Below are 18,935 nucleotides of genomic sequence, written 5' to 3' on the forward strand. Positions count from 1 at the left end.
TTTCTTGCGAGGGATTCGTTGCGAGTCGTCGGACGCCTCAGCCCTTCACGGCGCCGATCATGACGCCCTTGGTGAAGTGGCGGGCCACGAACGGGTACACGAGGAGCACCGGCACCGAGGAGACGACGATGAGGGAGTACTTCATGAGGTCGGCGAGCTGCTGGCGTTCGAGCTGCTCGGCGACCTCCATGCCGCCCGAGGAGGTGTTGAGGATGAGGATGTTCCGCAGCACCAGCTGGAGCGGGTAGAGGTCGTCGCTGCGCAGGTAGATGAGCGCGTCGAAGTAGGAGTTCCACTGCACGACCGCGTACATGAGCGCGACGACGGCGATCAGCGGCTTCGACAGCGGCAGGACGACCGACCAGAGGAACCGGAGGTCGCCCGAGCCGTCGAGCTGCGCGGCCTCGTAGAGCTCGTCGGGCACCTGGGAGCGGAAGAACGTCATGGCGATGAGGACCTGCCAGGCGCCGATCGCGCCGGGCACGATCATGGCCCAGGGCGTGTCGAGCATGTTCAGCGACTGGACGACCAGGTAGGTCGGGATCAGGCCGCCGGAGAACAGCATCGTGAACAGGACGCCGCCGATGAGGAGCTTGCGGCCGACGAAGTCCATTCGCGAGAGCGGGTAGGCGATCGCGACCGTGAGCGCGACGCTGAGCAGCGTGCCCGCGACGGTGTAGAACAGCGAGTTCGCGAAGCCGCGCAGGATCGCCGGGTCGCTCAGGACGGTCTGGTAGCCCAGGAGCGAGAAGTCGACCGGCCACAGGAGGACGCGTCCGGAGCTGACGGCGGCGGGACTGGAGAAGGAGCTGGCGACGATGTTCGCGAGCGGCACCAGGATCACGACGAGGAAGACCGCCAAGAGCAGGTAGACGGCCGCCATGAACACGCGGTCCACCAGCGTGTCGTGGACGCGGTTCGAGGATCGCCGCCGGGGGCGGCGTCCGGGCGCGGCGGTGTCGTCGTCCGTCCCGGGCGCAGGGATCGAGGTCAGGGTCATCGCTTTCTCCTTCACCACAGTCCGCTGCCGGTCACGCGCTTGGAGACGGTGTTGACTCCGAGCAGGAGCACGAGGTTGACCACGGAGTTGAACATGCCGATCGCGGTGGACATGCTGAAGTCGGCGTTGAGCAGGCCGATCTTGTACGTGTAGGTCGCGATGATCTCCGACTGCGAGAGGTTGAGCGGGTTCTGGAGCAGGAACGCCTTCTCGAAGCCGACGGCCATGATGGACCCGACGCTGAGGATGAGCACGACCACGATCGTCGGGGCGATCCCGGGCAGGTCGATGTGCCAGATCTTGCGGAGGCGGCTCGCGCCGTCCATGCGCGCGGCCTCATAGAGGCTGGGGTTGATGCCGGAGAGGGCGGCCATGTAGATGATGGCGGAGTACCCGGCGGTCTGCCAGACGTCGCTCCAGACGTAGATGTGGCGGAAGAACCCGGGGTCGCCGAGGTAGTTGGTCTCGGGGACGCCGAAGAACCCGGTGATGTCGCCGACCAGGCCGACCCGCGGCGAGAAGATGAGGATCGCCATCGACACCACGATGACCGTCGAGATGAAGTGCGGCGCGTAGGTGACCATCTGGACGGTCCGCTTGAACCAGCGCAGGCGGATCTCGTTGAGCGCCAGCGCAAGGAGGATCGGGATCGGGAACCCGGCGAGCAGCGCGTACAGGCTGAGCAGGAGCGTGTTGCGGATCAGGGTCCAGAACACCGGGTTGGCGAAGAACCGCTCGAAGTGCTCGAACCCGACCCAGGGGCTGCCCCAGATGCCCTGGACGACGTTGTAGTCCTTGAACGCGATGACGGCGTTCGCCATGGGCACGTACTTGAAGACAGCGAAGTAGAGGACCGGTGCCGCGATGAGCACGTAGAGCGTCCAGTGCCGACGGATGCGGTGGCGCAGGGACGCGCGCTTGGACGGCCGAGCCGACCCGGTCGTCGTCTTCGGGCGGTCGATCACCGCCGTCATGCCGGCGCCGCTTCGGCTCGGGGCGCGAACGGTGTCTGCTGTGGAATCACCGCAATCACTCCTTCGTGATCGGCACGGAAACGGCCCGTGAACCTTCACGGGAATTCCCGTGAAGGTTCACGTTATTGGTGTGACGTGTCCTTGTCAAGCTCCCGAAACAAAGTTTTCGAGCTTAGGCCGAGGCCCGCCACAACAGCTTCGACCGGACACTGCGACGGATCGGGTCGAGCCTCGCGAACTGGGCCTTCGCCAGGATCTCGACGATGTCCATGGTGTTCGACGCCAGGCCCTCGCGGTCGAGTGCGATCGTGGTGAGCTGCGGATCGACCGCTTCGCCGAGAGCGAGGCCGTCTATCCCGACCACCCTGACCCGGCCGGGGACGTCGATGCCGAAGGCGTGCGCGCTCTGCACCGCGCCGAGCGCCATGAGGTCGTTGAACATGAGCACGGTGTCGGTGTCGGGGTGCCGCTCCAGCAGCTCGGCGAACGCGCGGCCGCCGCCGGAGATGGTCTCCTCCCCCACGACGACCCCGGTGAGCCGGTCTCCGGCCTGCTCCTCGAACCACACTCGCCGCGGAGAGGGCTCGTAGGCCCCGAGCGACTTCTCGGTGTAGGCGGAGTCGACCATGCCGAAGCGCCGGGAGCCCCTGGCCGCCAGCGCACCGATCGCCTCCGCGAGGCCCGACTCCAGGTCGAGTTCGACCGAGTGCACTCCCGGTGTGCGGCTCGGCGCCTCCAGTCGGACCACCGGAATGCCGTGGCTCGCCTCGACGAGCGCGGCGTCCGTCCCCCCGAAGTGGCCCACCGCGACGTCGACCTGGCTCGACAGGAGTTCGAGCGTCTCGGGGGCGCCGTCCTCCGAGGCCGCGATGATGACCTGCCAGCCGCGATCGGCGGCGGCCGCGAGGAGGTCGGCCGCGATGTCCGTGTAGTACGGGTTCCGGAACGAGGCGACCACGAGCCCGAGCGCGTGGGTCTTCTCCCGCGTCACCAGGCTGCGCGCGAACCGGCTGGGGCGGTATCCGAGGCGTTCGGCCGCCGCGAGCACCTTCTCGCGCGTCGCGGTGCTGATGTCGCCCATGTCGTTCATCGCGCGGGTCACGGTCTGCCGCGACACGCCCGCCTCGGCCGCGACGTCAAGGATCGTCACCCGTTTGGCCACTGTTCCGCCCTTCTTCGACTGATGCGCCCATCGTATTGACGCCCGGCCGGATCGGACCGCCTCGGGTGCTGCGGATCCGAGGCGGTCCGATCACGTGGGATGGAAGCGGTCGCATCGTTCGTGAACCTTCACGGTACCGCTCATTTCCTCGCCCGGCAAGCATTGAGGACGTGGACGGCGCCCGCCTCGGTGCGCCAGCGCCAGCGGGCGCGGCCCTGCGGCGCGGCCTCCACTCGCTCCGCCGTCACCGGGAGGCCGCCGGTCTCGACGGTGAAGCGCAGGTCCGCGTCGACCTCGACCACGATGTCCTCGTCGGTCTCGGCATCGATGCGCGCACTGACGAGCGCGCCCTCGGTCCAAGCCAGGTCGACGGTCCGCGCGCCGCGCCCGCGCAGGCCCGAGACCGTGCCGGCGGGCCAGGACCTCGGGAGCGTCGGCAGCAGCGACAGGGCGCCGTCGTGGCTCTGGAGGAGCAGCTCGGCGAGTCCGGCGAGGCCGCCGAGGTTGCCGTCGATCTGGAACACCGATCCGCCGGGGTTGCGGTGGTCGGGGTAGAGGTTCATGAGCGAGGGCGAGGCGATCCGGCTGGCGAGGATGTCGATGAGGTGCTCGGCCAGTTCGGGTTCGCGCAGGCGCGCGGCCAGGCAGAGTGCCCATGCCTTGCTCCATCCCGGATGCTCCCCGGCCCCGTCCAGTCGCAGGCGGAGCGATTTGCGCACGGCCTCGAACTCCGCTGGAGCCCTGGTCTCGGTGATGCGGGCGCCCGGGTAGGCGCCGTACAGGTGGGAGAGGTGGCGGTGGTCGGTCTCGCTTGGCTGGAGGCCGCCGGGCCATTCGGCGAGCAGTCCGGCGGCGTCGAGGTCGGGCAGGCCGAGGCGGTCGCGGGAGGACCGGGCGCGCTCGGCGAGGTCGTCCTCGACGCCGAGTCGCTCTGCGAGCAAGGCGTACCGGTCGAGGATCTGCGCCGCGAGCTCCTGGTCGAGGGCGCAGCCGGCGGTCACGGCGGTCTCGCCGTGCGTCCCGGTGAAGTTGTGCTCGGGCGAGGTGGAGGGGCTGACGAGGAGGCGCCCGTCGTCGTCCTCCACGAGGAGGTCGAGCACGAGTTCGACGGCCGCGCGGGTGACCGGCAGCGCCGTGGCGCGCGCGAAGTCCTCGTCCCAGCGGTAGTCGAGGCGGTCGCCCAGGTGCGCGGCGATCCAGGTGAGCCCCGACTGCCAGTTGGACCAGCGCGGCTCGCCCTCGACCGGTGCGGTGAACCGCCAGATGTCGGTGTTGTGGTGGACCGCCGACCCCGAGGCGCGGTACAGGTTCGCGGCGGTCCCGCGTCCGGCGTCGGCCAGGTCGCGGGCGAGGTCGAAGAGCGGTTCGTGGACGTCGCCGAGGGCGGTGGCCTCGGCGCCCCAGTAGTTCATCTCCACGTTGATGTTCGTGGTGTAGTTGCAGCTCCAGGCCGGTCGCACGTCGGTGTTCCAGATGCCTTGGAGGTTGGCGGCCTGGGTCCCGGGGCGGCTGGAGGCGATGAGCAGGTAGCGGCCGAAGTCGAAGTACCGCTGCGCGGCCGCGGCCCGAGGGTCCGCAGAGGGGGACAGGTCCAGTTCGACGCGGTCGAACAGCGCGGCGTGGTCGGCGGTGTGGCGCTCGCGAAGGGCTGCGGCGTCGTGGGCGAGCGCGGCGCGGACGCGGTCGCGGGCCTCGGCGGCGAGCGCGGGCAGGTCGGCGCTGGGGCGGCGGTCGTGGCCGCGGAAGCCGCTGGCGGCCGCGGCGATGAGGCGGCCGTCGGCCACAGCGGCGACGAGCGCCCAACCCATGCCCGCCGGGGCGGTGCCGTCGTCGTCGGGAGGCGCGTCGTCGTACACGACCGCGTCGGCGGCGGCGACGTACTCGGGCAGGGCCCGACTGGGAGCGCGGCCGACCGCCACGAGCCAGGACGCGCCGTCGAGTTCGAACCGGGTGATGCGGGCGCCCTCGTGCGGGGTCGCGAAAGAGAGTTCGGCGCTGACGGTTCCGGGGCCGGCGGCCTCGGCGACGAGCACGCCGTCGGGGGCGCTCACGAACGCCGCCATGGCGTCGGGTCCGGACTCGATGGTCGCGATCGCAGAGGCGAGATCGAGTCGTCGCCGGTAGCCCGTCCCCGCGCCCGAGCCCCAGGTCCAGATCAGACGCCCGATCGGCTGGTAGGACTCGCTCCATCCGGAGTCCTGGAGCTCGCGGGCGAGCCGGTCGGCAGCCAGGTGGTCGCCCGCGGCGATCGCCTTTCGCAGCTCGGCGACGACCAGCCCCGGCGCGGGACCGTCATCGACGGCGGGGCGGGGCCCGCCGGACCAGAGGGTGTCGAGGTTGAGGTCGAACGCCTCGACGCCCGGCCGTCCGTGAACGGTCGCACCGAGCGTGCCGTTGCCGAGCAGGAACGCCTCGTGGAACGCCGCGGCGGGAGCTGGGGCTTCGATGCCGCGGAACACTCCGGGCCGGGATCGGGTCATGGCGGGACTCCTTCGTACACTGACGCCGTGAACCTTCACGGTAATGGGTGGAGCGACCCGCCGCAAGACGCCCGAAAATCTGGCACGTTCACTATGCGAACGATCGTCCGATAGATATTGATCTATCTCGATATGATGGATACGCTGGCCCAAGCCGCAGTTTTCGGTCCGGTTTTCGAAACTACGGCGACCCGTCGGTCGCGGCCCCGCACCGGCAGACCTGTACGAGCCTCCCACCGGATCGTGCCAGGCGAGCGTCGAGACCGTCAGCGACTGGGGCTCGGGCTGGCAGGGGCGCGTGACCGTCACCGCAGGAGACCAGCGCGTCGACGGCTGGACCCTCGACTGGACCTGGCCGGGAGCCCAGCAGGTCCAGAGCGCCTGGAACGCCCAATGGTCGCAGTCCGGCCGCACGGTGACCGCCTCCGACGTCGGCTGGAACGCCCGGATCGACGCCGGGGCCAGCCGCGAGGTCTTCGGCTTCGTCGCATCGGGACCCGCGGCCGAACTCGACATCGACTGCTGACCTCGCCGTGCGGGCCGCTTGCTCACGATCCCGTCGTCGCCTCCGGCGAACACGGTCGCGACGAGCGGCCCGCACACCGATTCAGGTGGTTCGCAGCCCCGCTCGGAATTCCCACGCGCCCAAGCGGTCTCGCGAGACGTCGCGTGCGGCGCTCAGTCCGCTGTTTCCACCTCGGGCACCGCATCGGCCTGCTGCCGGCCGTCCCCCCGCAGCCGCCGCAGCGACTCCTCGACGCCCAGCAGGTGGTTCGCCATGCGCACCCGCGCGGCCTCGGGATCGCGGTCCCGCAGGGCCCGCCAGATCGCCAAGTGCTCCTCATGCGTGCGACGGAGGACGCCTTCCACTTGGAGGCCGCGCCACAGACGCTCCCGGACGGTGCGGCTCGCGAGCGCCTCGATCATGCCGATGAGCACCGGGTCGCCGGTGTGCGCCGCGATGCCGCGGTGGAAGGCGATGTCGATCTCCATCAGCCGCTCGTGGTCCTGCGGCGCGCCGTCGAGGAACGGCTCGGCCCCGTCGAGAAGCGCACGCACATCGGCGAGCGCCCGATCCGTGATCCGCATCGCGGCGATCCGGGCGGCCTCTCCCTCCAGCAGGCGCCGGAACCCGTGGACGTAGCCGGCCTGCCCCTCCCCGTGCAGATCGACCATGAAACCCATGGGCGCCAGCAGTTGGGAGACGTCGAGGCTCGTGACGAAGCTGCCGTCGCCCTGCCGGATGTCGAGGACACCGAGCAGCGACAGCGCCCGGACCCCCTCGCGGAGGGAACCGCGTGACACACCGAGCGCCTCGGCGAGCTCCTTCTCGGCCGGGAGTCGCTCACCGGGACGGAGTTCGCCGTTGACGATCATGTGCTTGATGCCGTTGACGACATCGTCGGTGCGGGACATGCGGCAAGTATCGCCGACCGGCTTCCGGACACGCAAGAAACATCCGACCTCCGATGTCTGCGCCCAGGAGACTCGGCACCGACTGAAACCGACGGCGAACTCCAGCAACACCCACGTCATCTTGTGTCGACAGACCTCAATTACATCAATAGATGTCGATGGTTGACAGCAAGGTCGCCCCCTCATTACGATGCCAGACATCCGATGTCTGTCGTCCAGTCTTCGGCCGCCACACCCGCTTCGCCTCTCCCCCTGGAGGACCCGTGCACGACCCGCTGCTCAGCCTGGAGGGGATCTCCAAGGGCTTTCCGGGCGTCCGAGCACTGTCCGACGTCCACTTGGACCTGCGGGCCGGCGAGGTCCACGCGGTCGTCGGCGAGAACGGCGCCGGCAAGTCCACCCTGATGAAGCTCCTGGCGGGCATCCACCAGAAGGACACCGGCGTCATCCGCGTCGACGGACGCGAAGTCGACATCGACAGCCCCAAGGCCGCACAGGACCTGGGCATCAGCATCATCCACCAGGAGTTCTCGCTGATGCCCGACCTGACGATCGCCGAGAACATCTACATCGGACGGGAACCGCGCACCGGCCTCGGCCTGCTGGTCGACGACCGGCGCCTGAACCGGCAAACCGCCGAGCTGTTCATCCGACTCGGGATCGAGCTCGACCCGCGCACCAAGGTCGCCGACCTCCTCGTCGCCCAGCAGCAGGTCGTCGAGATCGCGAAGGCGCTGTCCTTCGACGCCAGGATCCTCATCATGGACGAGCCCACCGCCGCCCTCACCGAATCCGAGACCGCGAACCTGTTCCGGCTCATCCGCGGCATGCGCGACGAGGGCACCGGCGTCATCTACATCTCCCACCGCCTGAACGAGCTCAAGGAGATCTCCGACCGGATCACGGTCCTGCGCGACGGCGAATACGTCGACACGCTCCCGACCGCGGACGCCGACCTGCGCCACGTCATCGCGCTCATGGTGGGCCGCAACATCCCCGCCGACGCGGGGCCCGTGCGCCGCACCGCCGAGGAGCGGCCGGTGGTGCTGGAGGTGCGGGGTCTCGGCTCCAAAGGACTGCTCGACGATGTCGGCTTCGACCTCCGCGAAGGCGAGATCCTCGGGTTCGCCGGCCTCGTCGGCGCGGGCCGCACCGAAGTCGCCCGCATCCTCTGCGGCGCCGACCGCGCCGAGCGCGGCACCATCCTGGTGCGCGGCAGGCCCGTGAAGATCAGGACCCCGGCCGACGCCGCACGGCTGCGCATCGGGTACCTCTCGGAGGACCGCAAGCGGTTCGGCCTCATGCTCGACCAGGACGTCGGCTTCAACATCCTCGCCTCCTCGCTGTCCGAGCACGCGAACCCGCTGGGGCTCGTGCGCGACGCCGAGGCCCGGCGCACCGCCGAGCGGTACGTCGAGTCGCTGCGCATCCGCACGCCCTCGATCCGCACACCGGTGCGGTCGCTCTCGGGCGGGAACCAGCAGAAGGTCATCCTCGCCCGGTGGCTCGCGAAAGACTGCGACGTCCTGATCTTCGACGAGCCGACCCGCGGGATCGACGTCGGCGCGAAAGAGGAGATTTACGCGCTCCTCGACCAGCTCGCCGCCGAAGGGAAGTCGATCATCATGATCTCCTCCGAACTGCCCGAGGTCCTGCGCATGGCGCACCGGATCGCCGTCATGTGCGAAGGGCGGATCACCGGCGTGCTCGACGCCACCGAGGCCGATCAGAGGACGGTCATGGACTACGCCACCCGAGCCGGAGCACACGGAGGAATCGCGACATGAAGCAGGCCGACACCGCCCAGACGAACCCGGAGGGCGCGGTCCGCGCGGCGCCTCGCGGCGTCCTCGCGTCTCCCTGGGACCTCGTCCGCCGCCAGATCCAGCAGGTCCTGGCCTTCGCCAGCCTGATCGTCCTCATCGCCTTCTTCGCGATCGCGAATCCGAACTTCCTGACCTGGTCGAACCTGAGCGGCATCCTCCTGTCGACGGCCGTCATCGGCATCCTCGCGCTCGGCACGACGTTCGTCATCATCACCTCCGGGATCGAACTGTCCCTGGGCACCGGCATGACGCTCGCCGCGGTGATGACCGGCGTGCTGCTCGCCAACTGGGGCCTCCCGCTGGCAGTCGGCGTCATCGGCGGGATCCTCACCGGGGCGCTGATCGGCCTCCTGAACGGTCTGGGCATCGCGGTGCTCAAGATCCCGCCGTTCATCGCGACCCTCGCGATGATGCTCATCGCGCAGGGGCTCGCCCTCGTGATCTCGGGAACCGCGCCGATCTACTTCACCGACGTGCCCGGGTTCACCGACATCTCCCTGGCCTCGCTCGTACCGGGCGTGCGCCTGCCCAACGCCGTGCTCATCCTGTTCGCGCTCACCGCGATCGCCGCCCTCATCCTCGGGAAGACGCTCCTGGGCCGCTACTCCTTCGCCATCGGCAGCAACGAAGAGGCCGCGAGCCTGTCCGGGATCGCCGTGCGCAAGTGGAAGATCGCCGTCTACACGCTCTCGGGGTGCTTCATGGGCATCGCCGGCGTCGTGCTCGCGGCCCGGCTCAACTCCGCGCAGCCGGCGCTGGGCATCGGATACGAGCTCCAGGCGATCGCCGCCGTCGTCATCGGCGGCACCTCCCTGCAAGGCGGCAAGGGCAGCATCGTCGGCACGCTCATCGGCGCCCTCATCGTCGGCACCGTCACCAACGGCCTGCGGATCATGTCCATCCCGCAGGAGTGGCAGTCCGTCGTCATCGGCCTGGTCATCCTCGCCGCCGTCTACATCGACATCCTCCGCCGGGGCAGGTAGACCCCGCCGTCCCGCAACGACCTCCACACCCTCTCGATCGGAGAACCCCAATGATGAAACGCAGAGCCGTCCTCGCGACTGCGCCGGGAGCCGCGCTCCTGATCGCCGGCTGCGGCACCGACGACGCCACCGAGGGCCTCGACCCCGACAAGCCGTACATCGCGCTGGTGTCCAAGGGCTTCCAGCACCAGTTCTGGCAGGCCGTCCAGGACGGCGCCGAGCAGGCCGCCGAGGAGTTCGACGTCGAGATCACCTTCGAAGGCCCCGACTCCGAATCCGAAGTGGCACAGCAGATCGACATGCTCCAGACCGCCCTGGACCGCGACCCCGATGCGATCGGATTCGCCGCGCTCGACAGCCAGGCCTCGGTCCCGCTCATGACCGAGGCCCAGAGCCGAGGCATCCCCGTCATCGCCTTCGACTCCGGCGTCGACTCCGACGTCCCGGTCACCACCGCCTCCACCGACAACCTCGCCGCCGCGGCCCTCGCCGCCGAGCACATGGTCGAGCTCATCGGCGGCGCCGGGAAGATCGCCCTCGTCGTCCACGACCAGACCAGCGTCACCGGCGTCCAGCGCCGGGACGGCTTCGCGGAGTACATCGAGCAGAACGCCCCCGACGTCGAGATCGTCGACATCCAGTACGGCGCCGGCGACCAGCTCGAATCCACCAACATCGCCACGGCCATCATCGAGGGCAACCCCGACCTGGTCGGCATCTACGGCGCCAACGAGGGCTCCGCGATCGGCGTCATCAACGCCGTCCAGGAACTCGACCGCGTCGGCGAGATCCAGATCATCGGCTTCGACTCCGGCCAGGCCCAGATCGACGCGATCCGCAGCGGCGTCATGGCCGGGGCGATCACCCAGAACCCGGTCGGCATCGGCTACGAGACCGTCAAGGCCGCCGTCGCCGCCATTAACGGCGACGACCTCCCCGAGACCATCGACACCGGCTTCTACTGGTACGACGCCACCAACATCGACGACACCGAGATCCAAGCAGTCCTGTACGAGTAAACAGCTACATTCTAGTCAAAATCATCCAGATAAGACAGCGCCCAGGTCAGTCATATGTTGCTGACCTGGGAAATGTCAGACTTTTAGAAATTGAACTCGCGACCCATTAGAGCTTGTCTCAGTAGGTTTGCAGGACAGAGCTTGCAGCAGTCTGATTCGTTGCCGGGTGACGATATCCTTGGCCCGGATCGCATCGCTCCCCCTCCCCGAAAGCGCTGATCATGCAGCCCCGCTTCGTCTCCCCACGCTCTCGTCAACAGATGACGGCTGCCGTCGTCGGAGCGAACTTCTGCCTGATCGCGGTGGTCTCGATGCAGGTCGCCGGATACCTCTGGTGGCACAGCGAGTTCCCCGAACTCGCCGCGTGCGTGCTGCTCCTGGCAGCGGTGGCGCTGATGCTCGTGTGGCTGCGGCTCCAAGGGCGACTAGTACTCCAGTTGTAGATCTTGGTGTTCGCTCTATTGGTGTCCTGGGCTGGTGGTTGGCGTTGAGCGTGTCCATGCCAAGACTTGGTCCGCGATGGCCGGCGGTTCAAGGTCATCAGTCTTGAGAATGGTGTCGAAGAGGCCCCGGTAGTGTCGCGCGTCTTCCAAGGCCGCCTCGATCTGTCGGTCGCTGTCACCACGCGCTCGTAGGCGTTCGGCTCGGAGGTCGTCGGCGCAGTCCAGTAGCAGGCAGCCGGTAGCTCCGGGGATTGGGATCTCGTCGGGGGTGTTGGGACTCAGAAGCAGTACTGGATGTCCGGCCCGGCGGGTCATGTCGATGATCTGCTGCCACATGCGCCGGTAAGCAGGCCAGATCGGCGTTGCTTCAGGGACGGCGATGGGGATGCCGAGCAGCTGGCCGTCTTCGAGTAGCTCATCGATGTCCATCACCACGGTTCCCGCAGTGGTCTTGAGCAGGTGCGGGAGGATGGTGGACTTTCCGGAGCCGGGGGCGCCGGATACGGCGTACAGCGGGCCGAGTGTGGTGTTCATCCGCCCAGTCTGCTCATGGGTGGTTGGTGCCGCATCCGAATTTGTGGTCGCGGCTGCGAGGCTTCACTCCGATTGCCGGGAGAGCACTCACGCGGCGAGAGCGAGTTGCTGGGCGTAGTGCAGCCGTTTCGCAACGGCTTGGTGGCGACGGCGCAAGGCCGACCACCGTATCCGATGCGCCCAGGAGAGCCTGAGAGCGATCACGCAGACCAGCAGATGCCGGATCTCGTTGCAGGTCAGCGGAACTTGATCCGCGCTGCAGGGGTTCCAGAAGTCTCTGGGTGGGGCTTCAGCGGCGCGGGTCAGGGCAAGGAACGCGAAGGCGAGCGTGGCGAGGGTGATCCACCGGTGCCAGGAGGTCGAGGTCCGGACCTGGTGCTCAACGAGATCAGGTCGGTGACCGAGACCGGGTGCCCCGGTCCAGGCGAGGTAGTAGGCGATCTCACCAGTCGCGTTGTTGCGCCGGGCCAGCAGCGAGGCGTGTCTGCCGGCGTTCGGTGGTTGCAGGTAGATCCAGGCCCAGCGGAAGGAGCGGCGTCCCTTGGCGCCGTCTCCGGCTGAGCGTTGCTCCCAGTCCTGGGGCGCTATGAGGGCAGCGGCCGCTTCGGCGGTGAGTATCCACCGTGCCGATCGTCAACGGCTCGTTCAGTGCTGAGCTCCCGGCATACAGCATCAGGACGTTCGTCGTGAACTGACGAACTCGCGTCTCGACCTGCCCCGCCGCTCATCGCGGCGGGGTTTGTTCGCTCCGAGAGTTCGGCGCCCGTGCAGCGTCGCCGCAGATTGCCATCTCGTCGCCAAGGCATGGTCTGATCAGCCTCACCTTCACGTCGATACCGACGAAACTCGTACCGCTGCCCTCAGCGGTACCGACCCCCTCCCGGGGAGAGGCCGGTACCGCTGAGGCCGCTCGCCTACTTCCGCACCACGAAGGTCGTCACGCTCTCGGGCGGGAGCGGCACGGTGAAGCCGTTGCCCCGGCCGGGGACGGCGGGTTGCTCCTCGATGGAGCGCGTCGCGTCGGTGAGCCACCGCCGCGCGCTGCGGACCGCGCAGCCCTTCACCGCGAACGACTGGTCCGCCGCCGCGGTCGTGGTGTTCACGGCGATGATGACGAGGCCGCCGTCGTCGTCGGCGTACGCGGAGGTGAAGACGCCCGCCTGCGGCTCCTTCTGGGCCTCGACGCGGTGGTGGCCGGGTCGCACGAACTTCGAGAAGTGCGCGAGCATGCAGCCCCGCTTGCTGATCGTGCCGTCTTCGAGGAGCGGCCCGTAGAAGCGGCGGATGTACCACCAGACGTACGCCTGGAACTCGGCGTCGACCATCGCGTGGTGCACGTGCTCGGCGACCTTGAGGGCCTCGGGCCAGAGGTTCGCCGAGCTGGAGCTGTTGGGGTGGTAGACCTCGGTCATCCACAGTTCCTTGTCCGCGCCGTTGTCCTCGAAGAGCGGGTAGGGGAAGTCGGCGACGGCGGTGCCGTAGAGGTGGGCGCCGAGGATGTCGAGGTTCTCGAGGGCCTCGGGGTCTTCGAGGATCGGGTCCGAGACGCGCTTGACGTACTGGAAGGACTCTGGTGCGATGATGCGGCAGTCGATCCGCCCGGCGAACTCGCGGAGGAAGCGGTTCATCTCCTCGGTGGTCCACCAGGTCCACTCGTGCGCGTAGTCGGGCTCGTTCTGGACCGAGATGCCGTACAACTCGACGCCGTTGTCGCGCATGTGGTGCACGAAGGCGTTCAGGTGGTCGGCGTACGCGCCGTAGGCGTCGTGGCGCAGGCGGCGGGCCTCCCCGGGCGGGGTGTAGGCCGCGGCCATGAGGTAGTCGAGGTCCGGTCCCCCCTCGCCGGTCGTGACGACCTGCACCGGCCACTGGCCGGGCGTCATCTGGGCCTGGATCGACTTCCAGACCCAGGTGCCCGCATCGGTGCGGGGGAACAGCACTCCTTCGGCGACCAGGGCTCCTGCGACGTGGATGTCGACATGCACGTCTCCTGCGGGTGCCGAGTACCTGAACGCGAGGTTCTTGGTACCCGCCGATCCGATGACGACGTTCTCGAACTGGACGCTCGCGTCGGTGGCGCCGTCGAACCGCACATACCCTTCGCCTTGGTAGCCGGGGGTGTCGGTCGCCGTGTGCGCGTTGACGAGCGTGGCGTTCTCGGCCTCGTACTGGCTGCCGTGGGGAATCTCGTCGCGCACGAACGTCTCGGCGAGGTCGTCCGGCGGGTTCCACGGCGAGGCGAAGACGAGTGCCCCCTTGGCGGCGGCGGCCTGGGCGGTGGCGAGGTCGGCGGACCAGTCGGCGGTGTCCTCGGGCACGGGGATGCGCAGGACCGTGAAGCCGAGGTCGTCGGCGCCGTTGTCGAAGACGGTGTCGCATTGGGACGGCGTCAGTTCGCCGATCCAGCCCGCGTGCGTCATACCGCCGAACCCGCGGATGAGCTGGCGGTGGCGTTTGGGCTCGACGAGGACCGATCGCGGCTGGGAGGCCGGGCCCGCTTGGGCGGGTACTCCGGTCAGCCCGAGCGTCAGCGGCACAGCCGCGGCGCCGCTCGCCAAGAGGGCTCGCCGGTTGATGGGGGATTCGGATGGCGACTTTGCCATGGAATTCTCGCTTTCGGTAGGGGTCCCTGCGCGGAGGTCGCGGACAGGGTCAGTCGCGGAGGGTGAACCGGGCCCGGGCGTCGTCGAACACGGGGCGGGCCATGAGGGCGAACAGGCCGACGAAGGCCCATAGCAGGAGCAGGAGGAGGACCTCCGAAGCGGCCACGACGACGAAGGCCGCGACGACGGTCAGCGCGACCACCCCCAAGGTGAAGGACCACCGCGGGAGCAGCTCGGCGAGCGCGATGCGGGCGGCGTCGCGGGTGCGGAACCGGAATCCGGTCGTGAGGACGACCATGTGGCCGCTCCAGGCGACCAGGAGTCCGGCGAGCATCAGCGTGGCCGGTCGCATCGCCGCGCCGCCGTCGACCGCGTCGAGGTGGACGAGGTTGAAGGTGAGCAGCGCCAGGACGACGTGCGTCGGCGCGGCCCACCGCAGGGTCGCCCCGACATCGCGCCGGTAGGCGCGGAAGAAGTGCCGCCCCGGGCTGAGATCGTTGCTGCGGGCCGCGGCGCGGACCGCCGACACCCCGGCCACCAGAGCGGGGGCCAGCGGCAGCAGCGCCAGGACGAACAGCGGCAGATTCGAGGGGTCGCGGTCGAGCAGAAGGATCGCGACGACGGTGGGACTCGCCGCGAGCAAGAGTTGCGCCTCGAGCACGAGCATCCGGTAGGTGAGGGCGGCGCCGCGCGCGAGGGGGCCGCGGCCGATCTCGTCTGCGGAAACTGCGTGGTCCGGACCGTGGCGAACGCTCATGGTCATGCTCCTTCAGCTCGGTGACGGTGAGCCGGCAGCGCGAACGCGACCGGTCCACCGCGTCCGACTCACTCCGATTCGCTTCGCGCGCGTTCAAGCGCCGTGTTGATCGTCTCGAGCAGCTGGCTCGATCCGAGTCCTTCGACTTCGGTCACGTACGCGTCCCAGTCGTCCTCGATGGACCGCTGGCCCGTGATGAAGCCTGCGGTCGCGGCTTGGACGGCATCGGTGAGCTGGGTCTGGAGCAGCGAGGTCTGCTCGAGTTCGATCTCGTCCAGCAGGGGCGCGGGCGCGGTCGGGATCTGCTCCTTGCCGTCGAGCTGCCGCTGGGTCCAGTCGGCGATCTCGTCGGTCATCATCGAGAAGACCAGGTCCTTCGAGGAGCCGTTCGCGAGGCAGAAGACCCCGTTGCTGTAGCCGTAGTCGGCGTTCAGGAGCTTCGGTGCGCCCACGTTGATCGAGCTCCACGCGATGTCCTCGTCGAGCACCCGGGTGCCGTCGGCGTCGCGGGTGAAGGTCTCGCCTTCGACGCCCCACTGCGCGAACTCCATGCCCTCGTCGGAGTAGTAGAGCCAGTCGACGAACTGGAGGAGCGCCTTGAAGTAAGGCTGTTCGGCGGTCTTGCTGCTGATGAGCAGGCCGGAGGTGAAGCGTCCGCTCGGGAGTTTCGAACCGGCGGGTCCGCCGGGGATCGAGATCAGCCGGATGGGGACGTCGCCCGCGCCGGCGTCGGCGAACTTGGTCCGGTACTCCGCGAGCGCCTGGGTGTTCCCCGAGATCGTCGCCGAGCGGCCGGAGATGAACTTCTGGATGGCCTGGTCGTCGTTCTGCGTGACCTCGGGGTCGAGCAGGCCGGCGGCCACGAGCCCGGCGGCGTAGGTGACGACTTCCTTGTACTCCTCGGTGGCACCGGTGAACACGTACTCGCTGGCGTCCTCGTCGTAGAAGGTGTTGGCGTAGCCCCATCCGGCGATCGTGTCGTAGTTCGTGGCCATCACGCTCAGGAGCGAGCCGAGGGTGATCGAGTCGGTCCAGCGGTCGGACATCGCGTAGTCGATCTCGGGGTTCGCGTCCTTCACCTTCTGGAGCTGCTCCTGGAACTCCTCCCAGGTGGCGGGGTCTTCGGTGACGCCGGCCCGCTCCCAGAGGTCCTCGCGGATCACGACCGAGTACTGCACGTCGGGCGCTTCCCGGACGCCGGGGAGGTGGTAGATCCGGCCGTCGGCCTGGCGCTTGTTCTGGAGGTCGGCTTCGAGCCCCCAGTCGGCGATCTTCTGCTGGAAGTTCGGCATGTAGTGGAAGTAGTTCGAGACCGGCAGGATCGCTCCGCCGGAGATGAACTGCGTTTCGGTGCCTCCGTAAGTGACCGAGATGATGTCGGTCGCCTCGCCGCTGCCGATGAGGAGGGATTTCTTCTGGTCGAAGTCGGCCATCGGGATGTCGGTGCGCGAGAAGGTGACGTTGTGATCCTCGTCGAGCCGGTGGAACACCGACCAGTCGTCCTGGACGGGGTAGTTCGTGTGGTCGCGGTACATCAGCGAGAAGGTCACCGGCTCGGTCGCCTTGAAGGTGGTGCCGACGCCGAAGTCGTCCATGGCGCCGACGGAGTGGGCGTCGTCGATGGTGACGTCGCCGGCCGTGTCGTCGCTCGGGCCGTCGGAGCAGCCGGAGAGGGCGACATCGCACGCGGCGATGCCGGCGAGTGCGCCGAGGGCTCTGCGGGTGATGGGCATTGCTTGTCTCCTGTTCGGGAACGTCGTTGTTCGACGAGGATGGGAAATGAGAGGTGCGGGCGTTCAGCCCTTGACCGACCCGAGCATGACGCCCGAGACGAAGTAGCGCTGGATGAACGGGTAGAGGCAGATGATCGGCAGGACGGTGAGCAGCATCGTCACCGCCTGGATGTTGGAGGCGACCTGGGCGGCCTCGCCGCCGTCGGTGAGCTCGGGCGTCCCGGTCGCGGCGGCGATGAGGTTGCGCAGGTACACGGTCACCGGGAACATCGACTTGTCGTCCATGAACAGGAACGCGCTGAACCACGAGTTCCAGAGTCCGACCGCGTAGAACAGCGTCATGGTGGCGAGCACTGCTTTGGACAGCGGCAGGACGACGCGGAAGAAGACGCCGTAGGTCGAGAGCCCGTCGATGGCCGCCGCCTCTTCGAGCTCGGTCGGGAAGTTCTCGAAGAACGACTTCATCACGAGCAGGTTGAAGACGCTCAATGCGCCAGGCACGACGATCGCGAGGATGCTGTTGCGCCACCCGAGGTAGGAGGCGATGAGGATGTAGTTGGGGATGAGGCCGCCGCCGAAGAACATCGTGAACACGGCGATGCCGACGAAGAACGTGCGGCCCTTCAGGTGCGGTTTGCTCAGCGCGTAGGCGTAGGTCGTGGTCATCGCCATGGCGATGACGGTGCCGACTGCGGTGTACACGAACGTGTTCGCGTAGTTGGTCCAGAACATCTCATCGGCGAAGACGACCTGGAAGGTCTCGAAGTTGAACCCGCGCGGGATGAGGTTCACCTCGCCCGCTGCGATGTAGCCCTCCGAGGAGAACGCCTTCGCAATGAGGTTCACGAACGGGTACAGGGTCACGGCGCACACCAGCAGGAGCGCGATGACGTTGACGACCCGGAAGACGCGGTAGCCGAGCGACTCGCGGATGACGCCGGTCTCGCGGCGGACATGGGCGAGGTCTCGCTTCGGGGACAGATTGTCGGTCACCATAGCGAGGTTCCAACCATTCGACGGGAAAGGGCGTTCGCGGACAGTACGAGCACGAGGCCGATGACGGCCTCGAAGAGCCCGATCGCCGTGCCGTAGGAGAACTGGGCGGACTGGATGCCGACGCGGTAGAGGTACGTCGCGATGACGTCGCCCGTCGAGTAGATGAGCGGGTTCTGCAGCAGCAGCACCTTCTCGAAGCCCACGGCCATGAACGAGCCGATGTTCAGGATCAGGAGCACCATCATCATCGGGCGGATGCCGGGCAGCGTGATGTGCCAGGTCTGCTTCCAACGGCTGGCGCCGTCGACGCGCGCCGCCTCGTAGAGCTGGTCGTCGATCGTGGTGAGCGCGGCAAGGTAGAGGATGGTTCCCCACCCGACGGTCTGCCAGACCTCCGAGGACACGTAGATCGCGCGGAACCACTCGGGGCGCTGCATGAACGGCACCGGGTCGGCGCCGAACACCCCGGCGATCTGGTTGACCGTGCCGTTGAGCGCGGTCAGTTGCAGCACGAGACCGGCGACGATCACGATCGACATGAAGTGCGGCAGGTACGAGATCGTCTGCACGATCCGCTTGAAGCGGCGCGAGCGCAGCTCATTGAGCATGAGCGCCAAGATGATCGGGAGCGGGAAGGTGACCAGGAGCGTGAGGGCGCCGAGGATCACCGTGTTCCAGAAGACGTTCCAGAACTGCTGGTTCGTGATGAACGCTTCGAAGTAGTAGAAGCCCACCCATTCGTCGCCGAAGATCGACCCGCCGGGGCGGAACCGCCTGAACGCGATGATGTTCCCGAGCATCGGAATGTACTTGAACACCACGAGGAACACGAGCGGCACGATCAGGAACGTGTACAGCCGCCAGTCGCGGGCGATCGCACGGCGCCACGACAAGGTCGCGCGCGGCCGAGTGTCGTGTTCGGGGGTGAACTGTGTGTCGATTGGTTGCGTCATTGAGAACTCCACACCGTTGTGGTCTTTGCCCCCGCCCCGTTACGGGGCGAGGACGG

16 protein-coding genes are annotated in these 18,935 nt (G+C 68.0%); 5 read left to right on the forward strand and 11 right to left on the reverse strand.

The window, feature by feature from the left end:
- Nucleotides 1–37: 37 nt before the first annotated feature.
- From WA640_RS28140 to WA640_RS28155, 4 genes are all read right to left on the reverse strand, one after another.
- The gene (locus tag WA640_RS28140) at nt 38–1,000 is read right to left on the reverse strand and encodes a carbohydrate ABC transporter permease (protein WP_335992197.1); all 963 of its coding nucleotides are present in this window, start codon (nt 998–1,000) and stop codon (nt 38–40) included.
- Between the two features lie 11 nt (nt 1,001–1,011).
- The gene (locus WA640_RS28145) at nt 1,012–1,974 is read right to left on the reverse strand and encodes an ABC transporter permease (RefSeq protein WP_335992198.1); all 963 of its coding nucleotides are present in this window, start codon (nt 1,972–1,974) and stop codon (nt 1,012–1,014) included.
- A gap of 172 nt (nt 1,975–2,146) precedes the next feature.
- A complete protein-coding gene (locus WA640_RS28150; protein WP_335992199.1) occupies nt 2,147–3,124 on the reverse strand; it encodes a LacI family DNA-binding transcriptional regulator in 978 nt (325 codons plus the stop codon).
- Between the two features lie 152 nt (nt 3,125–3,276).
- Complete coding sequence (locus tag WA640_RS28155) at nt 3,277–5,616, reverse strand: glycoside hydrolase family 95 protein (protein WP_335992200.1); 2,340 nt, start codon at nt 5,614–5,616, stop codon at nt 3,277–3,279.
- A gap of 220 nt (nt 5,617–5,836) precedes the next feature.
- On the opposite strand from WA640_RS28155, the gene WA640_RS28160 reads away from it, so the two are divergent.
- On the forward strand, nt 5,837–6,142 hold the full coding sequence (locus tag WA640_RS28160; protein WP_335992216.1) for a cellulose binding domain-containing protein: 306 nt from the start codon (nt 5,837–5,839) through the stop codon (nt 6,140–6,142).
- Between the two features lie 152 nt (nt 6,143–6,294).
- Here the strand turns inward: WA640_RS28160 and WA640_RS28165 are convergent, their stop codons facing one another.
- Nucleotides 6,295–7,032, reverse strand: a complete 738-nt coding sequence (locus tag WA640_RS28165; RefSeq protein WP_335992201.1) for a FadR/GntR family transcriptional regulator — start codon at nt 7,030–7,032, stop codon at nt 6,295–6,297.
- 263 nt (nt 7,033–7,295) lie between these two features.
- Between WA640_RS28165 and WA640_RS28170 the strand changes: the two genes are divergently transcribed.
- The 4 genes from WA640_RS28170 to WA640_RS28185 all read left to right on the forward strand — a co-directional run bounded on the left by WA640_RS28170 (nt 7,296) and on the right by WA640_RS28185 (nt 11,303).
- A complete protein-coding gene (locus WA640_RS28170) occupies nt 7,296–8,819 on the forward strand; it encodes a sugar ABC transporter ATP-binding protein (RefSeq protein WP_335992202.1) in 1,524 nt (507 codons plus the stop codon).
- The gene (locus WA640_RS28175) at nt 8,816–9,841 is read left to right on the forward strand and encodes an ABC transporter permease (protein ID WP_335992203.1); all 1,026 of its coding nucleotides are present in this window, start codon (nt 8,816–8,818) and stop codon (nt 9,839–9,841) included. The genes WA640_RS28170 and WA640_RS28175 overlap by 4 nt, the downstream gene beginning before the upstream one ends.
- A 50-nt stretch (nt 9,842–9,891) precedes the next feature.
- The gene (locus WA640_RS28180) at nt 9,892–10,860 is read left to right on the forward strand and encodes an ABC transporter substrate-binding protein (RefSeq protein ID WP_335992205.1); all 969 of its coding nucleotides are present in this window, start codon (nt 9,892–9,894) and stop codon (nt 10,858–10,860) included.
- 260 nt (nt 10,861–11,120) lie between these two features.
- Nucleotides 11,121–11,303 carry a hypothetical protein gene (locus tag WA640_RS28185; protein WP_335992206.1) on the forward strand — a complete coding sequence of 61 codons (183 nt, stop codon included), beginning with the start codon at nt 11,121–11,123 and terminating at the stop codon, nt 11,301–11,303.
- Nucleotides 11,304–11,318: 15 nt separating this feature from the next.
- Here WA640_RS28185 and WA640_RS28190 read toward each other — a convergent pair whose 3' ends face one another.
- The 6 genes from WA640_RS28190 to WA640_RS28215 all read right to left on the reverse strand — a co-directional run bounded on the left by WA640_RS28190 (nt 11,319) and on the right by WA640_RS28215 (nt 18,879).
- Nucleotides 11,319–11,837, reverse strand: coding sequence for an AAA family ATPase (locus WA640_RS28190; protein ID WP_335992208.1), 519 nt, complete (start codon nt 11,835–11,837; stop codon nt 11,319–11,321).
- Nucleotides 11,838–12,751: 914 nt separating this feature from the next.
- Nucleotides 12,752–14,440 (reverse strand): CBM35 domain-containing protein, encoded by a 1,689-nt coding sequence (locus WA640_RS28195; RefSeq protein WP_335992209.1) that lies wholly within the window; start codon nt 14,438–14,440, stop codon nt 12,752–12,754.
- A gap of 49 nt (nt 14,441–14,489) precedes the next feature.
- Nucleotides 14,490–15,197, reverse strand: a complete 708-nt coding sequence (locus WA640_RS28200) for a hypothetical protein (protein WP_335992210.1) — start codon at nt 15,195–15,197, stop codon at nt 14,490–14,492.
- Between the two features lie 68 nt (nt 15,198–15,265).
- Nucleotides 15,266–16,930, reverse strand: coding sequence for an ABC transporter substrate-binding protein (locus WA640_RS28205; RefSeq protein ID WP_335992211.1), 1,665 nt, complete (start codon nt 16,928–16,930; stop codon nt 15,266–15,268).
- A 63-nt stretch (nt 16,931–16,993) separates the two neighbouring features.
- Nucleotides 16,994–17,926: a carbohydrate ABC transporter permease gene (locus tag WA640_RS28210; RefSeq protein WP_442904859.1), complete on the reverse strand. Its 933-nt coding sequence runs from the start codon at nt 17,924–17,926 to the stop codon at nt 16,994–16,996.
- Nucleotides 17,920–18,879 carry an ABC transporter permease gene (locus tag WA640_RS28215; RefSeq protein WP_335992214.1) on the reverse strand — a complete coding sequence of 320 codons (960 nt, stop codon included), beginning with the start codon at nt 18,877–18,879 and terminating at the stop codon, nt 17,920–17,922. The genes WA640_RS28210 and WA640_RS28215 overlap by 7 nt, the downstream gene beginning before the upstream one ends.
- Between the last annotated feature and the right edge of the window lie 56 nt (nt 18,880–18,935).

The organism is Glycomyces sp. MUSA5-2, assembly GCF_037034145.1.
Taxonomy (GTDB): Bacteria; Actinomycetota; Actinomycetes; order Mycobacteriales; family Micromonosporaceae; genus Glycomyces; species Glycomyces artemisiae.

Bases quoted from the DNA above. Each gene is read 5' to 3' on its own strand.
- WA640_RS28140 (WP_335992197.1), bottom strand. From the start codon at position 1,000: ATGACCCTGACCTCGATCCCTGCGCCCGGGACGGACGACGACACCGCC.
- WA640_RS28145 (WP_335992198.1), bottom strand. From the start codon at position 1,974: ATGACGGCGGTGATCGACCGCCCGAAGACGACGACCGGGTCGGCTCGG.
- WA640_RS28155 (WP_335992200.1), bottom strand. From the start codon at position 5,616: ATGACCCGATCCCGGCCCGGAGTGTTCCGCGGCATCGAAGCCCCAGCT.
- WA640_RS28165 (WP_335992201.1), bottom strand. From the start codon at position 7,032: ATGTCCCGCACCGACGATGTCGTCAACGGCATCAAGCACATGATCGTC.
- WA640_RS28175 (WP_335992203.1), top strand. From the start codon at position 8,816: ATGAAGCAGGCCGACACCGCCCAGACGAACCCGGAGGGCGCGGTCCGC.
- WA640_RS28180 (WP_335992205.1), top strand. From the start codon at position 9,892: ATGATGAAACGCAGAGCCGTCCTCGCGACTGCGCCGGGAGCCGCGCTC.
- WA640_RS28185 (WP_335992206.1), top strand. From the start codon at position 11,121: ATGACGGCTGCCGTCGTCGGAGCGAACTTCTGCCTGATCGCGGTGGTC.
- WA640_RS28190 (WP_335992208.1), bottom strand. From the start codon at position 11,837: ATGAACACCACACTCGGCCCGCTGTACGCCGTATCCGGCGCCCCCGGC.
- WA640_RS28195 (WP_335992209.1), bottom strand. From the start codon at position 14,440: ATGGCAAAGTCGCCATCCGAATCCCCCATCAACCGGCGAGCCCTCTTG.
- WA640_RS28200 (WP_335992210.1), bottom strand. From the start codon at position 15,197: ATGAGCGTTCGCCACGGTCCGGACCACGCAGTTTCCGCAGACGAGATC.
- WA640_RS28205 (WP_335992211.1), bottom strand. From the start codon at position 16,930: ATGCCCATCACCCGCAGAGCCCTCGGCGCACTCGCCGGCATCGCCGCG.
- WA640_RS28210 (WP_442904859.1), bottom strand. From the start codon at position 17,926: ATGGTGACCGACAATCTGTCCCCGAAGCGAGACCTCGCCCATGTCCGC.
- WA640_RS28215 (WP_335992214.1), bottom strand. From the start codon at position 18,879: ATGACGCAACCAATCGACACACAGTTCACCCCCGAACACGACACTCGG.